Origin of the sequence: Paenibacillus sp. FSL W8-0194, from assembly GCF_037969745.1 — a bacterium.
GTDB classification, from domain to species: Bacteria; Bacillota; Bacilli; order Paenibacillales; family Paenibacillaceae; genus Paenibacillus_AQ; species Paenibacillus_AQ cookii.
In genome coordinates this window covers 4,091,255-4,114,510 of record NZ_CP150205.1, presented here as the reverse complement: position 1 = coordinate 4,114,510, position 23,256 = coordinate 4,091,255, and the positions used below count along the sequence as shown (strand labels likewise).

23 protein-coding genes and 1 other RNA gene are annotated in these 23,256 nt (G+C 53.6%); 11 read left to right on the top strand and 13 right to left on the bottom strand.

The window, feature by feature from the left end; translation table 11 throughout:
- Positions 1-19 precede the first annotated feature (19 nt).
- Entirely contained in the window at positions 20-1,054 is a 1,035-nt protein-coding gene (locus MKY58_RS18750) for a hypothetical protein (RefSeq protein WP_339321576.1), read from the top strand.
- 182 nt (positions 1,055-1,236) lie between these two features.
- On the opposite strand, the gene MKY58_RS18745 is transcribed toward MKY58_RS18750, so the two are convergent.
- The 5 genes from MKY58_RS18745 to MKY58_RS18725 all read right to left on the bottom strand — a co-directional run bounded on the left by MKY58_RS18745 (position 1,237) and on the right by MKY58_RS18725 (position 5,150).
- The gene (locus MKY58_RS18745) at positions 1,237-2,274 is read right to left on the bottom strand and encodes a M42 family metallopeptidase (RefSeq protein ID WP_339321575.1); all 1,038 of its coding nucleotides are present in this window, start codon (positions 2,272-2,274) and stop codon (positions 1,237-1,239) included.
- Between the two features lie 42 nt (positions 2,275-2,316).
- Complete coding sequence (locus MKY58_RS18740) at positions 2,317-2,646, bottom strand: lipopolysaccharide assembly protein LapA domain-containing protein (protein WP_339321574.1); 330 nt, start codon at positions 2,644-2,646, stop codon at positions 2,317-2,319.
- A 76-nt stretch (positions 2,647-2,722) separates the two neighbouring features.
- Positions 2,723-4,513 (bottom strand): oligoendopeptidase F, encoded by a 1,791-nt coding sequence (gene pepF, locus MKY58_RS18735; RefSeq protein ID WP_212951407.1) that lies wholly within the window; start codon positions 4,511-4,513, stop codon positions 2,723-2,725.
- 208 nt (positions 4,514-4,721) lie between these two features.
- Positions 4,722-4,907, bottom strand: coding sequence for a hypothetical protein (locus MKY58_RS18730; RefSeq protein WP_036706663.1), 186 nt, complete (start codon positions 4,905-4,907; stop codon positions 4,722-4,724).
- A gap of 9 nt (positions 4,908-4,916) precedes the next feature.
- A complete protein-coding gene (locus tag MKY58_RS18725) occupies positions 4,917-5,150 on the bottom strand; it encodes a hypothetical protein (protein WP_036706665.1) in 234 nt (77 codons plus the stop codon).
- Positions 5,151-5,313: 163 nt separating this feature from the next.
- Here MKY58_RS18725 and MKY58_RS18720 point away from each other — a divergent pair, with 163 nt between their 5' ends.
- Positions 5,314-5,511: a cold shock domain-containing protein gene (locus MKY58_RS18720; RefSeq protein WP_036706669.1), complete on the top strand. Its 198-nt coding sequence runs from the start codon at positions 5,314-5,316 to the stop codon at positions 5,509-5,511.
- A gap of 193 nt (positions 5,512-5,704) precedes the next feature.
- Here the strand turns inward: MKY58_RS18720 and MKY58_RS18715 are convergent, their stop codons facing one another.
- Positions 5,705-6,352 (bottom strand): lysoplasmalogenase, encoded by a 648-nt coding sequence (locus MKY58_RS18715; protein WP_339321573.1) that lies wholly within the window; start codon positions 6,350-6,352, stop codon positions 5,705-5,707.
- A gap of 165 nt (positions 6,353-6,517) precedes the next feature.
- On the opposite strand from MKY58_RS18715, the gene MKY58_RS18710 reads away from it, so the two are divergent.
- Together MKY58_RS18710 and pfkA are read left to right on the top strand one after the other, a co-directional pair.
- Positions 6,518-7,603 carry a tetraprenyl-beta-curcumene synthase family protein gene (locus MKY58_RS18710; protein ID WP_339321572.1) on the top strand — a complete coding sequence of 362 codons (1,086 nt, stop codon included), beginning with the start codon at positions 6,518-6,520 and terminating at the stop codon, positions 7,601-7,603.
- Between the two features lie 19 nt (positions 7,604-7,622).
- Complete coding sequence (gene pfkA, locus MKY58_RS18705) at positions 7,623-8,591, top strand: 6-phosphofructokinase (protein WP_212953271.1); 969 nt, start codon at positions 7,623-7,625, stop codon at positions 8,589-8,591.
- Positions 8,592-8,723: 132 nt separating this feature from the next.
- Here the strand turns inward: pfkA and MKY58_RS18700 are convergent, their stop codons facing one another.
- Both MKY58_RS18700 and MKY58_RS18695 read right to left on the bottom strand, forming a co-directional pair.
- On the bottom strand, positions 8,724-10,088 hold the full coding sequence (locus tag MKY58_RS18700; protein WP_339321571.1) for an MATE family efflux transporter: 1,365 nt from the start codon (positions 10,086-10,088) through the stop codon (positions 8,724-8,726).
- Positions 10,089-10,338: 250 nt separating this feature from the next.
- On the bottom strand, positions 10,339-11,514 hold the full coding sequence (locus tag MKY58_RS18695) for a putative glycoside hydrolase (RefSeq protein WP_339321570.1): 1,176 nt from the start codon (positions 11,512-11,514) through the stop codon (positions 10,339-10,341).
- A 317-nt stretch (positions 11,515-11,831) separates the two neighbouring features.
- Between MKY58_RS18695 and MKY58_RS18690 the strand changes: the two genes are divergently transcribed.
- Positions 11,832-12,938 carry a GntR family transcriptional regulator gene (locus MKY58_RS18690; protein WP_339325200.1) on the top strand — a complete coding sequence of 369 codons (1,107 nt, stop codon included), beginning with the start codon at positions 11,832-11,834 and terminating at the stop codon, positions 12,936-12,938.
- Here MKY58_RS18690 and MKY58_RS18685 read toward each other — a convergent pair.
- Positions 12,935-13,846: an SDR family oxidoreductase gene (locus MKY58_RS18685; RefSeq protein ID WP_339321569.1), complete on the bottom strand. Its 912-nt coding sequence runs from the start codon at positions 13,844-13,846 to the stop codon at positions 12,935-12,937. The two genes, MKY58_RS18690 and MKY58_RS18685, sit on opposite strands and share 4 nt — an antisense overlap.
- Before the next feature lie 359 nt (positions 13,847-14,205).
- Between MKY58_RS18685 and rhaB the strand changes: the two genes are divergently transcribed.
- Both rhaB and rhaA read left to right on the top strand, forming a co-directional pair.
- A complete protein-coding gene (gene rhaB / locus MKY58_RS18680) occupies positions 14,206-15,657 on the top strand; it encodes a rhamnulokinase (RefSeq protein ID WP_339321568.1) in 1,452 nt (483 codons plus the stop codon).
- Positions 15,658-15,712: 55 nt separating this feature from the next.
- On the top strand, positions 15,713-16,996 hold the full coding sequence (gene rhaA, locus MKY58_RS18675; protein WP_339321567.1) for an L-rhamnose isomerase: 1,284 nt from the start codon (positions 15,713-15,715) through the stop codon (positions 16,994-16,996).
- Between the two features lie 209 nt (positions 16,997-17,205).
- On the opposite strand, the gene MKY58_RS18670 is transcribed toward rhaA, so the two are convergent.
- A complete protein-coding gene (locus tag MKY58_RS18670) occupies positions 17,206-17,394 on the bottom strand; it encodes a hypothetical protein (RefSeq protein ID WP_197069903.1) in 189 nt (62 codons plus the stop codon).
- A gap of 185 nt (positions 17,395-17,579) precedes the next feature.
- The gene (locus MKY58_RS18665; protein ID WP_339321566.1) at positions 17,580-18,404 is read right to left on the bottom strand and encodes a YitT family protein; all 825 of its coding nucleotides are present in this window, start codon (positions 18,402-18,404) and stop codon (positions 17,580-17,582) included.
- Between the two features lie 436 nt (positions 18,405-18,840).
- Here MKY58_RS18665 and MKY58_RS18660 point away from each other — a divergent pair, with 436 nt between their 5' ends.
- Positions 18,841-20,409: a DEAD/DEAH box helicase gene (locus MKY58_RS18660; RefSeq protein ID WP_339321565.1), complete on the top strand. Its 1,569-nt coding sequence runs from the start codon at positions 18,841-18,843 to the stop codon at positions 20,407-20,409.
- Between the two features lie 101 nt (positions 20,410-20,510).
- Here MKY58_RS18660 and MKY58_RS18655 read toward each other — a convergent pair whose 3' ends face one another.
- Complete coding sequence (locus MKY58_RS18655; RefSeq protein WP_081992025.1) at positions 20,511-20,627, bottom strand: sporulation protein YjcZ; 117 nt, start codon at positions 20,625-20,627, stop codon at positions 20,511-20,513.
- A gap of 180 nt (positions 20,628-20,807) precedes the next feature.
- Between MKY58_RS18655 and MKY58_RS18650 the strand changes: the two genes are divergently transcribed.
- From MKY58_RS18650 to MKY58_RS18640, 3 genes are all read left to right on the top strand, one after another.
- Complete coding sequence (locus MKY58_RS18650) at positions 20,808-21,632, top strand: DUF624 domain-containing protein (RefSeq protein ID WP_339321564.1); 825 nt, start codon at positions 20,808-20,810, stop codon at positions 21,630-21,632.
- A gap of 71 nt (positions 21,633-21,703) precedes the next feature.
- A non-coding RNA gene (gene ssrS, locus MKY58_RS18645) (6S RNA) lies at positions 21,704-21,894 on the top strand.
- 246 nt (positions 21,895-22,140) lie between these two features.
- Complete coding sequence (locus MKY58_RS18640) at positions 22,141-22,530, top strand: DUF1499 domain-containing protein (protein ID WP_036706691.1); 390 nt, start codon at positions 22,141-22,143, stop codon at positions 22,528-22,530.
- A gap of 191 nt (positions 22,531-22,721) precedes the next feature.
- Here the strand turns inward: MKY58_RS18640 and tpx are convergent, their stop codons facing one another.
- On the bottom strand, positions 22,722-23,240 hold the full coding sequence (gene tpx / locus MKY58_RS18635) for a thiol peroxidase (RefSeq protein WP_339321563.1): 519 nt from the start codon (positions 23,238-23,240) through the stop codon (positions 22,722-22,724).
- Between the last annotated feature and the right edge of the window lie 16 nt (positions 23,241-23,256).

Genomic DNA, 23,256 nt, shown 5'->3' with positions numbered 1-23,256 from the left:
TTGCAATAGGCGGTGACGCATGGGGATTTTTCAAAGATGGTTTAAAGGACGGAAAAAAGAACCTCGCCGTTCCCTCGGCAGTTACCCGGGGAGCGCTTTTTCCGGTGTTGCTCCCGAGGGAGCGGGATTCCGGCAGCATGAATTCCTTGCGCCGGTCCAAACGCGGTTGGACGAGGTGTTCCTCAAGCATGAAGAATATTGGGCCAATGTACGGTCGCGGTTCCTCGCCGAACATCCGGATGTTTCGGACGCGATGTATTCCTGGCTGCTCCTCGAGTTCAAACGGTTCTTGGCGATGAATGTTTTTCTCAAAAGCGTTGGCATGTACAGCTCCATGGTCGATGAAATCTGGCATTCCGCCCTGCTTTTTTCCCGCGAATACCAGCAGTTTTGCCATGACCTGTTCGGGGAAATGATCCATCACGCGCCCCATACGGGCAAATCCGCGAAACCGGGGGAGGCGGAACGGGCCCAATTCGAGCTGGTGTACTCCGTTTTATTTGAAATCCATACCGAAAGCACCATCCTTCTTGGGAGCTTCGGGCGTAAAAAACTGGACCCGGCGTTGGCGAATCATGCTCTGGCGGGGGACCGTGATGTTTTGCTTGAACGTTACTTCAAAAATCATCCGTCGTACGTTTATCACGCGGCCGTGCAAGAGCTTGTAAACCATATCATCCACGTCGTCCAAAACCGGGAGGAGCTGCAAAAACGGATGCCAACATCGCCGTCCTTCCAAGCGAAGGCGGGCCGGCCATCCGGGCAGAGGAAAAATTCTCAAGCAGCTTCCGGTTTCACCTCCCAACAAACGGATTCATATGCTTATGGCGGCAGCGACGTAAATACGCTCATTATGCTTGATTTGATCGACGGGGACGTCGTCGGCGGCGATTCGGATTGCAGCGGCGAGTCTGCTTGCAGCAGCGAATCTTCTTGCGACAGCGATTCGTCCTGCGGCAGCGATTCCTCATGCAGCAGCGACTCCTCGTGCAGTTCGTCGTCCTGCAGCAGTTCATCCTGCAGCTCATCTTCGTGCAGCAGTTCATCCGATTAAAAACTCGTCGGTCCGGCAACATAACGGGAAGACAGATGCCGCGCGTTTCGCGCAAGAAACAAAAGGCTGTTCGATCAAGTCGATCGAACAGCCTTTTTTGTCGATATGAACATGCGTTGAATCCAGGAGAGACCATTCCCGCGTTCCGATGGAAGCCGCCGGGCTTGGCATTCACGCCGAAATTAAGATTGCAAATAGGCCGCCAGCAGTTTGGCCGTATTAAACACAGCCGTTTTGTGCGTGCGTTCCATTGCATGGGAGGCATGCACGCCCGGGCCGATCAGCGCGGCACGGATATTGTTGCCGGCCGACAACGCGGCGGAGGCGTCGGAGCCGTAGTGCGGATACACATCGACGGCATAAGGGATGCCTTCGGCTTTGGCCAGCTCGATCAGCTTGCTCGTCATGTCGTAATCATATGGGCCCGAAGAATCTTTGGCGCAAATGGAAACGTCGGTTTCCTTGCAGCTGAGATCGTCGCCGATGCAGCCCATGTCGACGGCGATCATCTCGTCGATGTCGGAAGGGATATAGGCTGCCCCGTGACCGACCTCCTCATAGTTCGAGATCAGCAGCTTCACATTATGCTTCGGCTTCCAGTTTTCGCGCTTCATCGATTCGAGCAGGCCGAACAGCGCGGCCACGCTGGCCTTGTCGTCGATGTGGCGGGATTTGACGAACCCGCTTTCGGTGATGACCGCGCGGGAATCGAAAGAAACGAAGTCGCCAACACCGATGCCCAGCTTCAGGACATCCTCTTTGGATTCGACGAGCTCGTCGATGCGGACTTCCATGTTTTCTTCCTCGCGTTTGAAGTCGCGGGCATCGTCGTAGACATGTACGGAAGGATGCGTGCTCAAAATCGTGCCCGTATACGTTTTGCCGCTGCGCGTATGGATGACGCAATATTCGTTTTCAATGCTTTGCAGCATAAAGCCGCCGACGCGGGTCAGGCGGAGCCGGCCGTCGGATTTGACGGCGCGGACCATGGCCCCGAGCGTGTCCACGTGCGCGCTGAGCCCGACCGTGCGGGAGGGGTCCTCGCCTTCCACTTCAAGAATAGCGCCGCCCTTTTGGTTCCAGGACAGCTTGACGCCGAGGGAGGCCGCTTCCTGCTCCACGAGCTTCAAGGCCTGGGCGGTAAAGCCGGTGGGGCTTGGCGTGTCCAGCAGTTTTTTCAAAAACGTTAATATGTATTCTTCGTTCGGTTGGATTGACATGCAGATGTCCTCCTTATTTCATGGATGAAGATGATGGGTTCCCTACGTAGGCAGTTCGCCTTCGTTTTTTTCTTTGCCGCCGGTTTGGATTTCTTCCGGGGAAGGGGGCGTATATCCGGTTTCGTTTTGAATATGCGTCAGCTGGGCGGTTAAAAGCTTGATTTCCTTTTGCAGCTTGTACTGCCTGAAGATGCCGTAAGAGCCGACGATGATGCCGCCGATCAGCGTGCAGCCGACGATGAGCAGGATGAGCGGGATGTCGACTTCGCTGAACATAAAATTGACCCGGACCGGATCCACGTTAATGACGGCAAACACCGCCGTAATCAGCGCAAACAACAATCCGGCAATCAGCGACCATTGGATTTTCATGCGAAAGATACCTCCTTCTTAAAGACAGTATAAAATCCCTTGACCTGCAAGGACAAGGGATTTTATGCCGGATGCGTTATTTCGTCATTTGCTCCAACTGCTCGATGACATTTTCAAAGACGCTCATCGCTTCGCGGATCGGCTGCGGCGAAGACATGTCGACGCCGGCTTTTTTCAGGATGTTGATCGAAAAGTCGCTGCCGCCGCTTTTCAGGAAGCCGAGGTAGCGGTCCACCGCGGGCTGGCCTTCCTCCAAAATTTGCTTGGAGAAGCTAGTCGCCGCCGAGAATCCGGTCGCGTATTTGTATACATAGAAGCTGTTGTAGAAATGCGGAATGCGGGCCCATTCCATTTCGATGTCCTTGTCGACGACCATGCCTTTGCCGTGGTATTTCACGTTCAGGTCGTAATAAATTTCCGACAGCGCCTGCGGCGTCAACGCTTCGCCCGATTCGGCGCGCTCATGGATGAGCTTCTCGAATTCGGCGAACATCGTTTGACGGAACACCGTCGTGCGGAACTGGTCGGCATAGTAGGTCAGCAGGTACATCTTTTCCTTCGGATCGGTCGATTTTTTGAGCAGGTAATCCATCAGGAGCGCTTCGTTGGTCGTCGAGGCCACTTCGGCCAGGAAAATGGTGTACTGCGCGTCGCGGTACGGCAGCGCGTTGTCCGAATAATAGGAATGCAGCGCATGGCCCATTTCGTGCGCAAGCGTGAACATGCTGTTCAAGTTGTCCTTATGGTTCAGAAGCACGTACGGGTGGGTGCCGTAAGCTCCCCAGCTGTATGCTCCGGTGCGTTTGTTTTCGTTCTCGTATACGTCGATCCATTTGTTGTCGAAACCTTCCTGCAGCGATGCCAAATAATCGTCGCCCAGCGGTTTGAGGCCTTCCTTGACGGTCTTTTTCGCTTCGTCGTACGTGATGTCCATTTTGTATTCGTCCACGAGCGGAGCGAACAGATCGTACATATGGAGCTCGTCGACGCCGAGCAGCTTTTTGCGCAGGTCCATGTATCTGTGGAGCAGCGGCAGGCTTTCATGGATCGTGTCGATCAGGTTCGTGTACACTTCCTTCGGAATGTTGTCGCCGTAAAGGGACATTTCCAGAACGGAAGGGTATTTGCGCACGTTCGCGTAAAAGATGTTTTTGTTGACGTTGGCGTTCAGCGTAGCGGCGATGGTATTTTTTTGCTTGGCGTAGGTATCGTACACCGCTTTGAATGCCCGCTCGCGCACCTCGCGGTTCGGGTTCTCCAGGAACTGGATGTAGTTGCCGTGGGTCAGCTCGACTTCCTTGCCTTCTTCGTTTTTGATCTTCGGAAACTTCAGGTCCGCGTTGTTAAGCATGCCGAAAATCGTTTGCGGAGCCTGCGACAGGTTGCCGACCTGGGCGAGCAGCGCTTCTTCCGTTTTGGAAAGCACGTGGGCTTTTTCGCGCTTCATTTCGGTCAGGGTGAATTTGTAAGGCGCGAGTACGGGATCGGCGATAAACGCGTCCAGCTTTTCGTCCGGCAAGGACAAAATTTCCGGCGTAACGAAAGAAAGGGCTTCGCCGACCTGCACGTTCAATTTTTTCGCTTTCTGGGATAATGCCTGGTATGTAGGGTTTGCTGTATCTTCGTCATGGTGCAGGTGAGCGTATACGTAAAGGCGTTCGGTTTTGAGGGAAATGTCGTCCTCAAGCGCAAAACAGTCCTTGACCGCGTTCGCATTGTCGAGCTTGCCCTGGAATTCGGCGATCTTTTTCAGCTCCTGCTGCAGTTCGGCATAAGTTTGGTCCCAGGCTTTTTGGCCGTCGAACAAATCCTCCACATTCCATTTATGTTCTTCGGCTACCTCGGAACGTTTCAATAATTTTTCCATGGGAATCCTCCTTAAATGTTGGGATGAAAAAGCATGGGTTCCATTTGACGAAACCGCTGGAGGAAAGCAGGAAGCCGCCCCCACGACAAAGGTGAGCAGCGCGGCGATCCTGATCGTCTTGTTGAAGTTCACTACCAGGGGACCTCCTTATAAAGGAAAGATGTCCCTTAGTATGAACTTTTCCCCGCGATAATATGAAACCTTTCCTTCAAGGGCTGGAACCCATGGTAAACAGATTGTATACAATAAGGATAAAGGCAATCAGGATCATGACGGCCGCAGTGCCTGCCATGCCCCGTTTCAGCCTTGGCGGGACCGAGTTTTTCATCAGGATGAGCACGGCTCCCAGGCAAAAGGCCGAGATGATGTAAATAAGGGTGCTGTTGTATTCCATTTTAAGGGCTTAGACTCCTTTAAAGGCGGCCATGATGGAGCGCCATTCTTCCATGTTGTCTTCGTACTCCTCTTTGGGGAACCGGGATTCGGCCCACTGCATGAGAGCCGGGCGGCTCATGAAGGTGTGGGTTTCCTCGCCCCATTGATCGGAAATCTCCCGAAGCACGATGTAGCGGCCCTGCACTTCGACGGTCATCATGTTCCATTTGTCTTTTTTGTATATTTCGTGTTTTTTGATCATATGCATTCTCCGTTTGCTCTTTTGGTAAAATGATACCTTAGAGGAAGCTACAAAAGCAAATGAAAAAGTGCAATTTCGCAAAAGATCGATTGCATTGTCAAGAAGCATGAAGTATAATGTACTTATTCGCCACATATGGCGGTATTTTTAGGAGGTTGTTCATTTGAAAGGTACAGTTAAATGGTTTAACGCAGAAAAAGGCTATGGCTTTATTCAAGTTGAAGGCGGCGAAGACGTATTCGTGCATTTCTCCGCAATTCAAGGCGAAGGCTTCAAAACTTTGGACGAAGGTCAAGAAGTTGAATTCGAAATCACTGAAGGCAACCGTGGCCCTCAAGCTGCAAACGTAACTAAATTATAAGATCAACTCCGTTTTATGGATTTCTGTGAATTATGATTTTCGGCATCGGCTGAAATGTCGTAATCGCATGAAAAACTTCGGAAGTAGCGTCGAACCGACGTTTTCTTATAGCTTTGGTTAAAAAAAAAAGCCTATAAAGCACAGTTCTCGAAAGAGAGCTGTGCTTTTTTTGGTTCAGCTTAGGGAGAACCGGCTATTGAATCGTGACGCCCCGTTTGTCGTTCGCTGCTCCGGATTGATGCCGTATGCTGCCGGCAAGCAAAAATTGCGCGACATAGTAGGTTCCCATAATCAACACGTCCGAATAAGCGATATCCGAAACGAACATGTTCCAGGAGAGGATCGAGTCGCTCGCGATAAACAGCAGCGCCCCCGTCCCGCATCGCCAGCTTCCCGTCATGACGGCGAAGAACCCCATGAGCATGATGACGGCCACATATAAAAAGACCGGAACGACCAGGTCTCCATGTCCGCCGGAGGTCAAGCCGCCATGCAGCTTCCAGCCGACAAACGCGGCATAACCGGCAAGCGGAAGCGCGAAGCTCAAACGAAGAGGCGAATATTTCCATCGTCCTAAAAAAGCTGACAGGTAGAACAGATGCCCGATCAGAAAAGCCGAAAGTCCGACGACGAAAAAACGGAGCAAACCGTCTCCCAGCATGCAAAAGAAAAGGCCGGCTGCGGTCAGGCAGGCGTATTTCCTGTCGGAGCGGGGGAATTGCAGGCAAGCGTAAACGATAATGAGTGCCATGGGAATCAGCTTGAACAGCAGTCCGTGCAGCAAAAAAACATAGAGCAGCCCCGCCAGCAGGATCAGAAGCGGGAGCGATTTTTTGGCCAAGCGGCATACCTCCCTCGCAAAATCGGATTCGTTTGAAATATAAGCGTTTTCATTGAAAATAAACGCGTTAAACGTGATCTAGTTTATTTGTACTATTTTAAGGTCCATATTATAATAAGAAACATTAGGATTGACACAAGTAGACAACAATGTGGAGGCACCGTCTTGAATGAAAATAGGCAAAGTCAATATCAAGTTCCCCGGAACCCTATAAGCTTGATGGGACGAGTGTATAAGCATATTCTGCCTGAAGTGCGGAAAGAGCTGAACGGATGGCGGAGTCTGGCGAAAAAAATACCTGACCCGGAACTGCGGAAACAAGCGCTTGCCAGCATCGAGACCAAACAATTTCATTGCGAGGGCGGAGGCATTTATGCCGCGGTCCCGCTGCCGGACAGGCTGATTCTAACGAAGCTTATCGTCGCCTACCAGACGATCAGCGACTATCTGGATAATCTATGCGACCGCAGCACCTCCATGGATCCCGAGGATTTTAGGCTTCTCCACCGGTCCATGCTGGATGCTACCGATCCGGAGGCAGAGCCGGTGAATTATTACGCGCTGCGCCTGGAGCAAAACGACGGCGGTTATTTGCGCAGCCTGGTCACGACATGCCAGGACTGCATCCGCCAGCTCCCCGGCTACGCGTCCGCCATGCCCTATGTCCAGGATCTGGCCGGCTTGTATACCGACCTACAGGTCTACAAACATATCCGGCCCGAACTAAGGGAGCAGGCATTGCTGGAGTGGTGGGAGCAGCACCGTGAACGAACCCCCCATCTTCAGTGGAACGAATTCGCCGCGGCTACGGGGTCGACGCTGGGCGTATTCATGCTTTTTCTTGCCGCAAGTGACCGGCACTTGAGCGAAGCGGCTGCGGCCTCCATTCATGCGTCATACTTTCCACATGTTTGCTGTCTGCACATTATGCTGGATTACCTGATTGATCAGGAAGAGGATCGGCTTGGCGGAGACTTGAACTTTTGCAATTATTATGAATCTCCCGAAACCATGCTGGACCGGATCGCCTTGATCGTCGGATGGGCGCGAAAGGATGTTCAGGCCATTCCCGTTCCGCCGTTTCACCGGATGATTATCGAGGGATTGTTGGCCATCTATTTGTCCGATCCGAAAGTCAGCGAGCAGCAGGAAGTTCGCTCCGTGTCCAAGCGCTTGATGAAGGGAAGCCCGCTGACCCGGCTCTTTTTCTTCGTCAACAGCCGCTGGATCCGCAAACATTTGTATGAGTGATTACGAGGAGGAATTTTTCATGACAGTGAAAAAGATTGCAGTTCTAACCAGTGGCGGGGACTCCCAAGGGATGAACGCGGCCGTTCGTGCGGTTGTCCGCAGCGGGCTTTATTTTGGGCTTGAAGTGTACGGCATTCAACGCGGCTACCAGGGATTGCTGAACGACGACATTTTTTCGATGGATCTGCGCAGCGTAGGCGACATCATCCACCGCGGCGGAACCATCCTGCAATCTGCGCGCTGCAAAGAATTCATGACGCCCGAAGGGCAGCAAAAGGGTGCCGAAATCCTAAGAAAACGCGGCATCGACGGCCTGGTCGTCATCGGCGGGGACGGTTCTTACCACGGAGCCAACAAGCTGAGCAAGCTGGGCATCAAAACGATGGCCCTGCCCGGCACGATCGACAACGACATTTCTTTCACGGATTATACGATCGGCTTTGACACCGCGGTAAGCATCGTCGTGGACGCCGTGAACAAACTCCGCGACACGATGTCTTCCCACGAGCGTTCCTCGATCGTCGAGGTCATGGGCAGACATTGCGGGGACATCGCCCTTTATGCGGGCCTGGCTTCGGGCGCGGAAACGATTCTCGTGCCGGAAGTTCCGCATGACATGGACGAAATTACCGCACGGATGGAGCAAAGCTTTGCGCTTGGCAAACGCCACAGCATCGTGATCGTGGCGGAAGGGGTCGGAAGCGGCGAAGACGTGGCGAAGGCGCTCACCGACCGCTGCCCGACGCTCGAACCGCGCGTGACGTGCCTTGGCCATATCCAGCGCGGGGGAACGCCGACGCCAGCCGACCGGAACCTGGCCAGCCGCCTTGGCGATTTTGCCGTACGCAAGCTGATCGAAGGCGAATCCGGCAAAGCCTGCGGCATCATCAAAGGCGAACTTGTTCTGACGGATATCGACAAAGTCGTCAACACCAAAAAAGAATTCAACATGGAGCTTTACGAGCTGGCATCCCGTCTTTCGCAATAATGACGGGGGTTGGCGGCAAAACCAAAAAGCCGTCCCGCAGGTCAATCGACCCGGGACGGCTTTTTGGTTTGTTTGATCGCTGCCCATGGATGGAGGGGGGCGTTTGAATCCGGACGAACGTTTCAGGCCGAGTCATGCGGCGATGGCTTTGTTCTCCCGGCTCCCGCGCTGCACCCTTACAAGGCGCCAGAGCAGCAGGATTGCGCCTGCGGCGAGCCCGGCAATGAGCCCGATCCAAAAGCCGAAAGCGCCCAGCGACGTAAAGGAGGCGAGGAGGTACCCGACGGGAAGCCCGACCACCCAATACGAAATAAAGGTAATGATAAAGGCGGGATTGACGTCCTTGTACCCGCGGAGCGCGCCCTGGACCGGCGTTGCGATCGCATCGGATATCTGGAAGAAAATCGCATAGATCAGAAAATGCTGCGTCAGCGCAATGACGTTGCTTTCCTCCGAATACAAGCCGGCGACGTATTTGCCGGCGACGAGCAGCACCACGGCGGTCGCAAGCGACAGGACCACCGCCGAACCGATGCCGAGGATGCTGTACTGCCGCGCATCCTTCAGCCGCCCGGCGCCCTTTTCGAAACCGACGAGGATGGTTAACGCCATGCTGATGCTCAGCGGGATCATGTACAGCGTGCTCGCGAAGTTCATCGCCGCCTGGTGCGCCGCAATCGTTATCGTGTTAAAGCGGCTCATCAGAAGTGTTACCGCGGCAAAAACGGCGGTTTCGAAAAAAATCGAAAAGCCGATCGGCACGCCGATTTTGAGCAGTTCCTTCCATACTTTTAAAGATACGCCGTGGAACTTGCGGAAAATGCCGTAAGCGGCGAACGGTTTCAGCCGGATCACGAACGTGACCGCGACCGCAAACACGCACCAATACGTAATCGCCGAGGCGATCCCGGCACCGGCGCCCCCAAGGCGGGGAAATCCCCAATTGCCGAAGATGAGCAGATAGTTCAGAAAAATGTTGATCGGCAGGGAGATGAGCGTAATCGTCATGGAAATTTTCGTATGGCCGAGAGCGTCGATATAGCTGCGGAGCACCGTATAACCGAACATCGGAATGATGCCGATCGACAAAAAGCTCAAAAAGCGGAATGCGACGCTGCGGACCGGGGCATCGAGATTCATCCCGTCCAATATGACGGGAAGCAGCATGCTGCCGATGGCTAAAATCGCGACCGCTAGCAGCAGGGCCAGCCATAGTCCCTGTATGACGTGATAGGCGACCTTTTGTGCCTGACCCCCGCCGATCAGATGGGAGACGATCGGAGTCATGCCCATCAAAATGCCGCTCAAGCCCGTTTGCAGCGGGACCCACAGGCTGGAGCCGATGGCGACGCCGGCCAAATCGGTGGAACCGGCATGACCCGACATGTTCGTATCAAAAAACGTAATGGCGGAAAGAGCGATTTGCGTGATCAGGATCGGCAGCAAGATGACGAGAAATTGTTTCGATTTCTGACTGAGCGTTACCGTTGTTTTCATGTTAAGCCTCACAGTATATATAAATTTCGCGCTATTGAACGGCAGGAATCTATTGTAAAACATAAGCCTCCGTTTGAACAGGGATGACTGTTAAATAACCGGAAAGCAGTGCAGGAAATGAAGAAACCGCCGGAGATGACAAGCCTTGAAGCAGGGATTTGCCCTGTCGGGGGAAATCTTAAAAGACCGAAACCCGGCCTTGGAGGGACCGGGTTTCGGCTGTGAAACGAATTTGCGCGGGTAGAGCGCATTATTTGTAAACCACGCCTTGCGTATAGCGGTTGGTGGCATTCCACAGCAAATATTCGTCGATATGCATATCCTTCAACGCCCGAATCTGCTCTTCAACCTGCGTTTTGCCGTATTTGACGTAGTGGCCGCTTCCCAGCCAACTGGCGGTAAAATCCTGAATCCACGGGCGAACGATCGGCTGCCGGTCCTTGAGCGGCTCGAGTTTTTTGAAGGTGTCGACCATCGAGCCTTTGATCGTGCGGTACGGCTCCTTGTCGGGGTCCTTGGCTCCGAACCAGCCCTGCGTGTAATGGCTTGGGTACACCATCGGGCTGATCACGTCGACGTTAGCGGAGATTTTGTTGAAATCCTGGCCGATTCCTTCCGCCGCGGGCACCGATGCCGCGTAACCGAAAATGTCGACCGAAACGCGGACGCCCATCGGGGAGAGCTGATTGCGGGCATACTGCACGAAATCGGCGACCGTTTCCACGCGGGTTTTGCCGTTTTTGGCGTATTTCAGGGAGTCGGCCCGTTTCTCGAAGCCCTCGGGGAAGCGGACGTAATCGAACTGGATTTCTTTAAAGCCCAGCTTGGCCGCTTCCTTGGCGATTTCCACGTTGTAATCCCACACTTCCTTGCTGAACGGGTTGACGAAGCTGTCGCCTTTGCCGTTTTTCCATACGGTTCCGTCGCTTTTGACAAAGGAAAGATCAGGACGTTTTTTGGCAAGAACCGTATCTTTGAACACGACGACCCTCGCGATCGGATATACGTTGTGTTCTTTCAGGCGTTCCATGAGCCCGCGGATGTCGCGGATAAACGGCTGCGGGTGCCCGTTTTTGATCAGCACCGGGTTGTCCGTTTTGTACGTTATGTATCCGGCATCGTCTTTAATGTCGATGACCATGGCGTTCAGGTCCGTTTGGTCCACGAGGTCGAGAAGCTGGCTCATGCGCGCCCCTCCGGCGCTGTAGGCTGTGACGTACACTCCTTTGACTTTGGGGGCGTCCGTTTGGGGATCGGTTTTGGCGGCCGAACCGTTCGCGCTTGCGGCGACCTCGTTTTGCCGGGAAGCCTCGACGGCCGAATGAATGGCGGACTTCAACATATTGGCGGCTTGGTCGCTGCCGCTCTGCGGATGATGGCCTGCGCTGCCGCCTAACAACAACAGCAGTGCAAAGATAATATTCATAACAATTCTCTCCCTTGTTAGCGTTCACATTACGATTATATTAGAACGCCTAAGCTTAAAAACAACAGGTTTGTAACAATTTGACGATGATTACCGTCGAAAGTTGCGCGGTTTTGCAGGGGAGCCTCAAGCGGTTTGCCGTTATATGGAGTATCTTTGCCTGCGGGGAAACGAAATACATATAGGCAAGAGGGATTGCCAAGATTTACGCAATGCTGGAAATGATCGCAATAAGGTTTAGGGCAGCTGATCTTGCGAAAGCATATATCCTAAAGTATACTTAATTCATTCTGTAGGGAGTGATTACGGTGACGGGCATGGAAAAATCGGACAAGACGCCGATGTACCAATATATTATCAATGACATTAAACGCCGGATCGAAAACGGCGAATTGCAGGCGCATGATCCGCTGCCGACGCAAGTCGAGCTGGCCAAACAATTCAACACCAGCGAAATCACGTCGCGGCGGGCTTTGGCCGATCTGGTGCAGGAAGGCTACATCTACCGGATTCGCGGCAAAGGAAGTTTTGTGAAGGAAGAGGTGGCAGCCCCGCAGCGGGGGGCGATGCGCACCATATATTTAGTCTACAAAAACGAGGCCGTGGCTTCGTTTAACCATCCGTTTTTCACGGAAATGTTTCAAGGGATCCGGGAGGTATGCGAAGACAACGGCATCCGTTTTTTTCTGTGGGGGTTGGACGAAACGTATAAGCTGCCGGACGACCTGAACGCGGGAATCGTGTTGCTCACCAGCAACCATGCGTTCGATATCCGGCATCTGACCGGATGGCAGGAAGAAAAGCGGCGGATGGTGACCGTTCATTTCTTTTATCCGCATCTGGGCATTCCTTACGTCATCGTCGACAATTTGACGGGAGGGTATCTGGCGACGCATCACCTGATTTCGCTGGGGCACCGGGAGATCGGGATGATCCTGCCGGGAGAATCCATGATGGATATCAACCAGGAATTCTCCTTGCGCCTGCAGGGTTACCGCCTGGCCTTGTCCCAGCATCAGATTCCCTTCAATCAGGATCTGATCGCCGTATTGCCGGGGGAGGACTTCGCGGATACGGGATACCGGGGATTCAAGGCGCTGATGTCGCTTGAGCATCCTCCGACGGCCGTGTTTGGCGCCAGCGACCTGAAAGCCATCGGGGCGATGACCGCCGCCAAGGAGATGGGGATCCGCATCCCGGAGGATGTCAGCATCATGGGTTACGATGATCTTGCCATCAGCGAATTTACGAATCCCGCCTTGTCGACCGTCAACCAAAACACCCGCAAGCTTGGGGAGCGGGCCGCCGAAATCCTTTTGTTCGGGGTTAAGGACGAAGAGAGCGGCCCGCTCCGCGAGGAGATCATCCCGACGGTCATCGTGCGGGATTCGACGGCGCCTTTGGCCCGGGATGCCGACGCTTAGCGGTACCCGGCGGCATCGGCCGGTTTGCCTTTATCCTGAACCTCTTCGATATATCTCCAGGCATCGGGCCGCGACCCGTCCACATCGCAAAAACCGTATACTTTGGCCAGCTCTCCGCTGGAGACCGAGCAGCCGTTCCAGCGGCCTGCTTCCGGGTCTCCGGCCAGGGCGGCAACCGCACGCCCGACGAAGCGCGGCGTCTCCGAGATGATGAAATGAGGTTCCTTCTCAAGCGCGTCCCGCCAGTTCTCCTCCCGCACCCCGTAGTGGTCGAGCATGATTTCGGAACGCATCCAGCCGGGCGTTACCGCGACGGCTGTGCATCCATGGGGCCGCAGCTCGTGGGCCAGCGATTTGGCCATTCGAAGGACCGAGGTTTTGGCCAAATCGTAAAACATGGACAACCGGTAATTCCGGTCGTTGTACGCGGCCGTCCCGTCCGTCATTTCGACGACCAGTCCCTTGCCGCTCCGGATCAGCAGGGGGAGCGCGAAATGGTTCGTGATGAGGTGGGTGTCGATTGCCAGCCGCAGCATTCGGAATCCCTTTTCCAGCGATTGTTCCCATACGGGTATGTTCCACTCGATCAGATGTTCCCCGCCCCAAATGTCGTTGACGAGCACGTCCAGCTGTCCTTGCTCCGCCTCGATGCGGTTCATCAAAGACCGAACCTGTTCCGGGTCTAGATGGTCCGTCCGTACGGGAATGCCTTTGCCTCCCGCGCGGTTGACGAGCTCCGCCGTTTCTTCGATGGTTTCGGGACGGCCATACTCGGAAGCCTGCTCCCTCGTCGTTCGTCCGGTGACATAAACGACAGCTCCAGCCGCCCCTAACTCGACGGCGATGCCCCTGCCGGCTCCACGGGTCGCTCCCGCGACCAATGCTACTTTTCCTTCTAATGAATTCACGTTCTGTCTCCCCTTTCAAAAAATTCATTTGACGCTTTTAGGATATACGTTAACGATGACAAAACCTGTCGTAGATGGACGATATTCAAATTTCAAAGCAAAGTATACGCTAATCATCGGTTTGAAGGCCTTGGCAACGATAAAATCTTCCGATTCATCCAAAAAATGATTGCACAACCGCCAAGTATTCAATATACTTAATTTCAAAAAAGTATACAATATATTTTCCGCCATTGGTTGAACAGCTATACGAAAGTGCGCCAATAAACTTGCGATGCCGTCTTGCACAATCCGTTCAAAGCGCGAAGGGCTTCGCATATGATTTTGGGTATGAAAAATCCATTTCGGGAGTCATGCATATGAACCATTATTTGGCCGTCGATATCGGCGCTTCCAGCGGCAGGGTCATCTGGGGGACGCTTCGGGAAGGAGCGCTCCGCCTGCAGGAGATCCACCGGTTCGGCAACGGATTCCATGAAAAAGACGGGAAGTTTTGCTGGGATATCGAGTATTTGTTTGGGCAGATTCTTTCGGGACTGCAAAAGGCAAAAACGCTCGGCGTCGACGAATGCACGCTCGGCATCGATACCTGGGCGGTGGACTACGTGCTGTTGGACCGGAAGGGGGAGAGGATCGGGGAGGTTTACGCGTATCGCGATCCCCGGACGAACGGCGCCCCGGAACGTCTGCACCGGCATATTTCGTTTCAGGAAGTCTATGAAAAAACGGGCATCCAGCAATTACCCTTTAACACGCTTTACCAGTTGTTCGTGCATGACCGGGAGGAGCTGAAGGCGGCGAAGCATATCCTTCTCGTTCCCGATTACCTGCACTACCGGCTGTGCGGGGTTTTGGCAAGCGAAGCGACCAACGCCTCGACGACCCAAATGCTCAATTGGCAAACGCAGAATTACGATTCCGATCTGTTGGCGCTGCTTGGGCTGCATAGAAGCCAATTTCCCGATCTTGTCCGGCCGGGCGTCCGTCTGGGCGCCGTCCCAGGCGAGCTTGTCCGGGAGCACGGTCTCCCCCGCTGCGAGGTCATCGCGGCGGCAACGCACGATACGGCTTCGGCAGTGCTTGGGGTTCCGGCCCAAGGAACGTCATGGGGGTATCTCAGCAGCGGCACCTGGTCCCTGATCGGCGTGGAGCGGAAGCATCCCTTGACGAGCCGGCTTGCCATGGAGCGCAATTACACCAACGAATGGGGGGCCTTCGGCACGTACCGGTTTTTGAAAAACATGATGGGCATGTGGCTCATCCAGCAGGTGCGCAAGGAAGCCGATGACGCATATTCCTTTGCTGAACTCGCGGAAATGGCTGCGGCGGCCGAACCTTTCCGCTCGCTTATTCCATGCAACGACAGCCGGTTCATGAATCCGCCGAACATGACGGAAGCGATCCGCGGCTTCTGCAGGGAGTCCGGCCAGCCGGTGCCGGCGTCCGCCGGGGAACTGGCCCGGTGCATTTTCGACAGCATGGCGCTGTCCTACGACGTCTATGTCCGCGAGCTGCAGGAGGTGACCGGGGAGCGGCTGAAGCAGCTTCACGTCGTCGGCGGCGGCGCGAACAACGGATTTTTATGCCAGCTGAGCGCCGACGTGCTTGGCATGGCGATTGATGCCGGGCCGACCGAAGCGACGGTGCTGGGCAACCTTGCGGTCCAGATGATCGCGGACGGAACCGTCCGGGACATTCGGGAGGCAAGGGATCTGATCCGCCGCTCCTTTCCGGTCCGCGCGTATGCCCCCCGGCCGATGGACAGCGGTCTTTTGGCCGAACTTCGGGCGAAATACCGGTCGCTTGGCTGAAACGAACCGGGTGGGACGCCACCATTTCATTTGAAGAATCCGGAGGGAAAAAAAGATGGAGTCGACGATTCAAAACAGCTTTGATGAAGCCAAGAAGCTTTACGGGAAGCACGGCATCGACGTGGGCAGCGTCCTCGAACGGCTTTCCCGCATCAAGATATCGCTTCACTGCTGGCAGGGGGACGACGTCAGGGGATTTTTGAACAAGGGCCGGGAGCTTGGCGGCGGCATTGCCGTCACCGGGAGTTATCCGGGGCGCGCCGGCACGCCGGACCAGCTTCGGGCCGATCTTGACAAGGCGTTCGAGCTCATACCGGGCAGGCATAAGGTCAATTTGCATGCCATCTACGCGGATACGGACGAGCGGGTTGATTTGGACGCGCTGGCGCCGAGGCATTTTGAAAATTGGGTCGCATGGGCCAAGGCCAAAGGCTACGGCTTGGATTTTAATCCGACGTGCTTTTCGCATGAAAAAGCGAACGACGGCTTTACGCTCAGCCATCCGGACGCGGGGATCCGCAGGTTTTGGATCGATCACTGCAAAGCCTCGCGGAAAATCGCCGAATATTTCGGCCGGGAGCTGGGGCAGCCCTGCGTGACGAACCTTTGGATTCCGGACGGGTACAAGGACACCCCGATCGACCGTTTGTCGCCGCGCGTCCGGCTGATGGAATCGCTCGACGAGGTATTCCGCGAACCGATCGACGAAAGCTATAATATCGATGCCGTCGAGAGCAAGCTGTTCGGCCTCGGCTCCGAAAGCTACGTGGTAGGCTCCCATGAATTTTATATGGGGTACGCCCTGAGCCGCGGAAAAACCATCTGCTTTGATTCGGGGCATTTCCATCCGACGGAAACGATCTCCAATAAGCTTTCGTCCTGGCTGCTGTTCGGCAAGCAGCTGCTGCTTCACGTCAGCCGTCCGGTGCGGTGGGACAGCGACCATGTCGTGACGATGGACGACGAGCTGCTCGACATTGCCCGCGAGCTGGTCCGCGGCGAACTGCTGGACAAAACCCATATCGGCCTCGACTTCTTCGACGGCAGCATCAACCATGTGGCTGCATGGGTTATCGGCACCAGAAACACGCTGAAAGCGCTGCTACGGGCGATGCTCGAGCCGGTGGACCGGCTGAAAGAGATCGAGCTGGAAGGGGATTTTACGTCCAGGCTGGCGCTTGTGGAAGAATTCAAGTCCTATCCGTTCGGGGCGGTCTGGGATTACTACTGCTGGAAATCGGGCACGCCGGTAAGGGAGGAATGGCTGGCGGAGGTCAAGCGCTACGAACGGGAAGTGTTGTTCCCCAGAACCCAAGCGAAAGGATCCGTCGTCGGTTAAAAGAGCCTATTTTGCGGGAACGTTTTTCGCTGCAGGAACAAACGGATGAACGCAAAGAACCGGAAGCCCAAGATTTCTTGAGCCGCCGGTTCTTTTTGGCATCATGGCATTTATCACATGAACGGATTAAAATGCCGCCTGTCTCAGTATGGTTCAGGGACTGACTACGAGGCGGCACGGATCTTTCGGTGAACTAACCACATCTTCATTCATTGAAGAGGCGCAGAGCTTTGATGTTCGCAGATGCTGTACTGGATAATTTCCATGGCATCTTCCTGTTCCAGGATACCCAGTCCGTCCCGCAGCACGATGAGTGAATTCAGTTCTTTTTGCTTCAAAAATGGCATCATGTCGGGGAACCACTTCATGACGATTTGGGACAATTTGACCGTTTCCATTTCCACAAAAATCACCCTTTCCTCTCGGATTCTTCAGAGCCCTAAATCTTTAAAGCCAAGGAACCGGAAAAGCGTGTAAGTGCCTGGAAAACCTTTGTCGATCCTAATCTCATGGAACTCATGCAGGTACCGCGCACCATTAATATACCACAAAACTCATCCTTTTTACACAAAGGGTGCCAAATTCAACTTCTGCGGAACGAACCCATGACCCCGACGGTCTCGACGATGTTGACGAAAGCTTTCGGGTCGGTCTGCTTGATGATCCGCTTCAGCTCTTGGAGCTCGTATCGGGTGGTTACCGTCATCAGCATGTCCTTGGATTCGTGGGAAAAAGCCCCTTCGGTTTTGATTTTGGTCACGCCGCGCGGGCGTTCGAGCAGTTTTTCCAAAAGGGCCTCCGTTTCGTTGGTAATGATATAGACGGTGACTTTGAAATGGCTGACGTGGATGAAATCGACCATCTTGCCGGTGACGAAAATGGAGATCATCGAGGCCAGGGCAAGATTCCAGTCGTTCTGCAAATATCCCGCGGCAAGAATGACCAGGCCGTTCATCGCCACCAACACGTTGCCGACAGGGAAGTCTCGGTAGCGCGTCACGATGGAGCCGATAATGTCAAAACCGCCGGAGGAGCCGCCCGCCCGGAAGGAGATGCCTGCGCCGACGCCGACCAGGACCCCTCCGAACACCGAAGCGATCAGCGTATCCGTCGCGAGCAGGTTGACCGGAACGATGGCGATAAATGCGGTCGTGGCCACGACCGACAATATGCTGAGCACGATAAACCGTTTCCCGAGCTGGAACCAGCCCGCGGCCAAAATCGGCACGTTAAATACAAAATACAACACGCTGAGATTCATCGGCGTAAAATAATTGACCAGCATCGACAGGCCGGATACCCCGCCGCTTAACAGCTTGTGGGGGACCAGGAACAGATTGAATCCGCAGGCGATAAACGCCGCGCCGACGATCACGCCGATATATTTCCAAATATTACGGAGCTTCACAGTCTCACCTCGATTTTCTAAACGATACATTTTCATAAAAATTTTCAATCTTAGTTTCAAGCCGCTGGTGTTTGCGATTTAGTTTGTGATATAATGGATTGGATATTCTTGAGTAGGCTTGTACAATAGTTTTATTCTGACATTGTTTCAGGAGAAAATTACCGTTTACTTAAAAGAGATTTTGCGAATGAGCGGCGTTTCGTTTGGCAATTGATGGATCGGGAAGCGGGTGCTTCGTCTACATATTGCGCTCCGGAGCGGCCTGGATCGATGTCATGCAAAGTCCCTGTAGGCGTTTTTGCCCTGAATAAACGCTATAGAGAATATAAGCCATGCAAAAAATCATGAAGAATGGCTAACCTATATATGTTTACCGCTACTTAAGAATACAGACAAGATTGTGGAATGTCCACTATATAGAAGGAGTATGAATATTTTGAAAAATTTTGCAGATTTAGGCCTTGAGCCGAAGGTTCTACGGGCCATTACCGAGCTTGGATTCGAGGAAGCGACACCTATTCAGGCACAGGCGATCCCGATCGCGATGACGGGACGCGACTTGATCGGTCAGGCACAGACCGGTACGGGCAAAACGGCCGCATTCGGCATCCCCCTGATCAACAAAATCTCGAAGGAAACGGACAAAATCGTGGCGCTCGTCATGACCCCGACCCGCGAGCTGGCCATCCAGGTGGCGGAGGAAATCGGGAAGCTTACCCGCTTCAAAGGCATTGGCTCCCTGCCGATTTACGGCGGCCAAGACATCGGACGCCAAATTCGCGCCTTGAAGAAAAAACCGCAAATCATTATCGGTACTCCAGGCCGTTTGCTGGATCATATTAACCGTAAAACCATCCGTCTCGACGACGTCGAAACCGTCATTCTGGACGAAGCCGATGAAATGCTGGACATGGGCTTTATGGAAGATATCCAATCGATCCTGAAGCTGGTTCCGGAAAATCGCCAAACGATGCTTTTCTCCGCAACAATGCCGCCTAACATCCAAAGACTTGCCCAGCAATTTTTGAAAAATCCTGAACACGTGTCGGTCGTACCGAAACAAGTCAGCGCGCCGCTGATCGATCAAGCTTACATCGAAGTGCCTGAACGCCAGAAGTTCGAAGCGCTTTGCCGTTTGATCGACATGGAATCTCCGGAGCTTGCGATCGTATTCGGACGCACCAAACGCCGCGTCGACGAGCTGTCGGAAGCTTTGCAAAAACGCGGATATTCCGCTGACGGCCTGCATGGGGACTTGTCCCAAAACCAACGCGATACCGTGATGCGCAAATTCCGCGACGGAAGCATCGACGTGCTGGTTGCGACGGACGTTGCCGCCCGCGGTCTGGACGTGTCCGGCGTTACCCACGTTGTCAACTTCGACCTTCCGCAGGATCCGGAAAGCTATGTGCACCGCATTGGCCGTACGGGCCGGGCAGGCAAGGAAGGAACGGCTTGGTCGTTCGTGACGCCTCGCGAAATCGACCATCTGCACCTGATCGAACGGATCACGCGCCATCGCATCGCCCGCAAACCGCTGCCAACGTTGGCCGAAGCAATCGAAGGCAAACAGCGCATCATTGCGGAGCGTCTGCTCGAGACGATCGAAAAAGGCGAACTGAACGAATACAAAGGTTTGGCGATCCAGCTGCTTGAGCAGTACGATTCCGTGCAGCTTCTGTCCGCGGCGATGAAAATGCTGACCGGCGAAAAACGCGATTCCGATATCCAGCTGACTCCGGAAGAACCGATCCGCGTGAAACGCCGTTACAACAGCGGCAAACCTGATCTTCGCAACGGCCGCAGACCTTCGGGCAATTACGGCGGTTTCCGCAGCAACAGCGGCGGCAGAGGCGGATATAACCGCGACCGCGATAACCGCGGCGGCTCGAACCGCAGCGGCGGCCGCAGCGATTCCTACCGCGACGGAGACCGCAAGCCGCGCACCAGCAGCAGCGGCGAAGGCAGACGCCCGTCCAAACGCGACGAATCCTACAACAGCTAAGCGAAAGGCGGGGACGTTACCCGCTCAAACTTAAAGAGACGAGGGGCATTGCTGCCCTTCGTCTCTTTTTTTTGGTTGCTGCCAAGGATGGTTCGCTCGGATTAGAAAATGAATGCGCGCGTGATGATGACCAGCAGAATGAAGAGAACCAGAATCGCACCTGTGGAACCCCACAAACCAAGACCAGGACCATAACCATATCCACCAACATGAGACATTGAGAATTACCTCCTTAAGTGTTTGATTCCTTTGGGTTACTGTGTATCTTATGTGGGTGAGCACCTTGAGGTATAGACCATCACCCATTTTGCGAAAAAATTAGGCTCTGGCAATGTAAGGCTAAAATGCGGTAAAATATCATTAGTACGAGCATAGATAGTGGAGGAGGAGGCTTTTTCTTGGAATTTAAAGGCGCAATGGGCGGTATTTACAGATTAACGGAATGGATCACCCGCTTTGCTTACAGCAACATTCTATGGCTGGTTTGTTCGTCTCCGTTTTTCTTTTTTCTGGTGACCAGGCTGATGGTGACCGGCGTAAACGAATCGCTTCAAATGAACTGGGCCATGGGTATTGTGGCACCGTTTACATTGTTTCCGGCCACGGCGGCGTTGTTTGCGGTCGTGCGCAAATGGGTGATGGGCGATCCCGACGTCAAAATTTTCAGCTTGTTTTTCAGATCGTACAAGGAAAATTACAAACAAAGCATGATCGGAGGCATTTTTTACGTTCTGCTTCTGGTGATCATGATGGTGGACTACACCGTTTACATGACGCAGTTCAAGAACATGCAAATCATCGGCATCGTGATGCTGATTCTGCTGATCGTCTTGTTCGTGTCCTTGTTCAATTTCTTTTCCATGATCGTCCATTATCATATGAACATTCGGCAGATCATGAAAAATGCGGTGCTGATCACGATCATCCGCCCGTTCCGGGTCATCGCGACGGTGCTCGGAAGCGCGGTCGTACTGTTCATTGGCTCCAAATATCCGGCGCTCATCTTCTTTTTCGGCGGAAGCTTAATTGCTTACTGGGCATTTTTTAATTTCTACGCGACGTTCACCAAAATGCAGGAACAGGCCGAGCGGATCAAACAAAAGGAACTCGAGGAGCAAGAAGCCGCGGAGGCAGGCATTGATCTTGAAGCTACATCCGGCGCGGCCGGCGGCGAACCCGGCGACGGCGATCGGCGGAGCGGGGAAACGACAAGAAAGGACTGATCCCGCTTCGGTTCGTTTCGGAATTTTTCTCCCGAGATTTACTTTTTGAGCAAAAAGGTCTATAATAAGACTACATCCTGCGATGTTCGCCACGGTTAATCGTTGTTTTGAACCAATGATGATGTCTAGGGAGATTTTTACGATGCGCGGCTGGAACGCCCTGTCTATATGACAAGGGGACTTCAAAAACGCGTCCGCGATCACCCACCTGCCAAAGCAGGTTCAGAAGACAATTTAACCGGACGGCATAGGCGGGTTTTTATTTTAGAACATGGCAGGGCACTCCGTGCTTGCGGATTTTTCCGCAAACCGGGGTGTCTTTTTGGTTTACGAAAAACATCCCGGCGGAGTCTGTTCGGAAGCGACGGCAAAAACGTGCAAACGCTTTATGGAAAGCCGCGCTAATTTGCCTTTTCGCCGAATTTTCCCTTACTTTCTCTTTTGTTCTGGTCCCAACAATGATACACTGTAAAGTATTGATGATGCTTACTACAAAGGGGGAAAGGTCTTGTCGCTGAAAAGGGTTCTAGTGGGAATCTTTCGCAGTCAGGAAGGTACAAGCGACCGGGCGAAGGATCCGAAGATGAAGACGCGCTACTACAATTTATCGAAAGACAAGGCATGGGAGGAAATATCCTCGACATTAAAAAAGATCCCGGGGTATAAAGTCTTGCATGAAGTTCCTTCCGTCGGCGAAATTACGCTGGAGAAAAGAACGTCTTTCGGACGAACGGTGGACATCACGGTATCCGTGCTATCGGTAGGTCCGGTGCGCAGCGCGGTTGACATGTATTCCGCTTCCAGAGGTTCCCTGGGGGATTTGGGGGCCAACTACCGCATTATTCTCAATTTATTTTCGGCACTCGACAAGAAACTGGGCAAATACAAAGTCTCTTAACGATAGGCATGAAAAAGCGAGAGAAAGACACAAGCTTTCTCCCGCTTTTTTTCAGGTAGGGAATACGCGTCGTTGACGCGCTTCCCGATTCGAATGAACAGAGGACATGAAAAAGCGGTCTGTCTTCAACGAAAAACGACGATAGGCTTTTTCTTATGCCCTGGCAAGCATATACTTAAGGCGAGGGCTTCTTACAGAAGCTCTTTGACGGCTGCGACCGCTTGTTCGTAATTCGGATGTTCGGCCATCTCTTTCAGATATTCCACGTACGTGATTTTGTCGTTTTGGTCGACAACGAAAATGGAACGCATGTCCAGACGGAATTCCTTGATGTGGACGCCGTAGGCTTGGCCGAAAGACATGTCCTTGTGATCCGAAAGCGTGATGACGCGGTCTACGCCGGCTGCGCCGCACCAGCGCTCTTGGGCAAACGGAAGATCGGCGCTGATGGTGAGTACGACCACGTTATCGCCAAGGGCGGAGGCCTCCTCGTTGAAACGGCGGGTTTGGGCGTCGCATACGCCGGTATCCAGGGAAGGTACGACGCTGATCAGCTTGATTTTTCCCGCGAAATCTTTCAGGGTAGCCTGTTCAAGCAGATTTTTGCTGACGGTAAAGTCCGGAGCCTGATCGCCCGCCTTCAGTTCGGGACCGATCAGCGTAATCGGATTGCCTTTAAATGTTGCAGCACCTGTGCGTTCTTGTGCCATGGTTGATTCTCCTTTC

What these genes read in the sequence shown, in the direction of transcription:
- MKY58_RS18750 (WP_339321576.1), top strand. Translation starts at nt 20, where the DNA reads ATGGGGATTTTTCAAAGATGGTTTAAAGGACGGAAAAAAGAACCTCGC.
- MKY58_RS18745 (WP_339321575.1), bottom strand. Translation starts at nt 2,274, where the DNA reads ATGTCAATCCAACCGAACGAAGAATACATATTAACGTTTTTGAAAAAA.
- MKY58_RS18740 (WP_339321574.1), bottom strand. Translation starts at nt 2,646, where the DNA reads ATGAAAATCCAATGGTCGCTGATTGCCGGATTGTTGTTTGCGCTGATT.
- pepF (WP_212951407.1), bottom strand. Translation starts at nt 4,513, where the DNA reads ATGGAAAAATTATTGAAACGTTCCGAGGTAGCCGAAGAACATAAATGG.
- MKY58_RS18730 (WP_036706663.1), bottom strand. Translation starts at nt 4,907, where the DNA reads ATGGAATACAACAGCACCCTTATTTACATCATCTCGGCCTTTTGCCTG.
- MKY58_RS18725 (WP_036706665.1), bottom strand. Translation starts at nt 5,150, where the DNA reads ATGATCAAAAAACACGAAATATACAAAAAAGACAAATGGAACATGATG.
- pfkA (WP_212953271.1), top strand. Translation starts at nt 7,623, where the DNA reads ATGACAGTGAAAAAGATTGCAGTTCTAACCAGTGGCGGGGACTCCCAA.
- MKY58_RS18700 (WP_339321571.1), bottom strand. Translation starts at nt 10,088, where the DNA reads ATGAAAACAACGGTAACGCTCAGTCAGAAATCGAAACAATTTCTCGTC.
- MKY58_RS18695 (WP_339321570.1), bottom strand. Translation starts at nt 11,514, where the DNA reads ATGAATATTATCTTTGCACTGCTGTTGTTGTTAGGCGGCAGCGCAGGC.
- MKY58_RS18690 (WP_339325200.1), top strand. Translation starts at nt 11,832, where the DNA reads ATGGAAAAATCGGACAAGACGCCGATGTACCAATATATTATCAATGAC.
- rhaB (WP_339321568.1), top strand. Translation starts at nt 14,206, where the DNA reads ATGAACCATTATTTGGCCGTCGATATCGGCGCTTCCAGCGGCAGGGTC.
- rhaA (WP_339321567.1), top strand. Translation starts at nt 15,713, where the DNA reads ATGGAGTCGACGATTCAAAACAGCTTTGATGAAGCCAAGAAGCTTTAC.
- MKY58_RS18670 (WP_197069903.1), bottom strand. Translation starts at nt 17,394, where the DNA reads ATGGAAACGGTCAAATTGTCCCAAATCGTCATGAAGTGGTTCCCCGAC.
- MKY58_RS18655 (WP_081992025.1), bottom strand. Translation starts at nt 20,627, where the DNA reads ATGTCTCATGTTGGTGGATATGGTTATGGTCCTGGTCTTGGTTTGTGG.
- tpx (WP_339321563.1), bottom strand. Translation starts at nt 23,240, where the DNA reads ATGGCACAAGAACGCACAGGTGCTGCAACATTTAAAGGCAATCCGATT.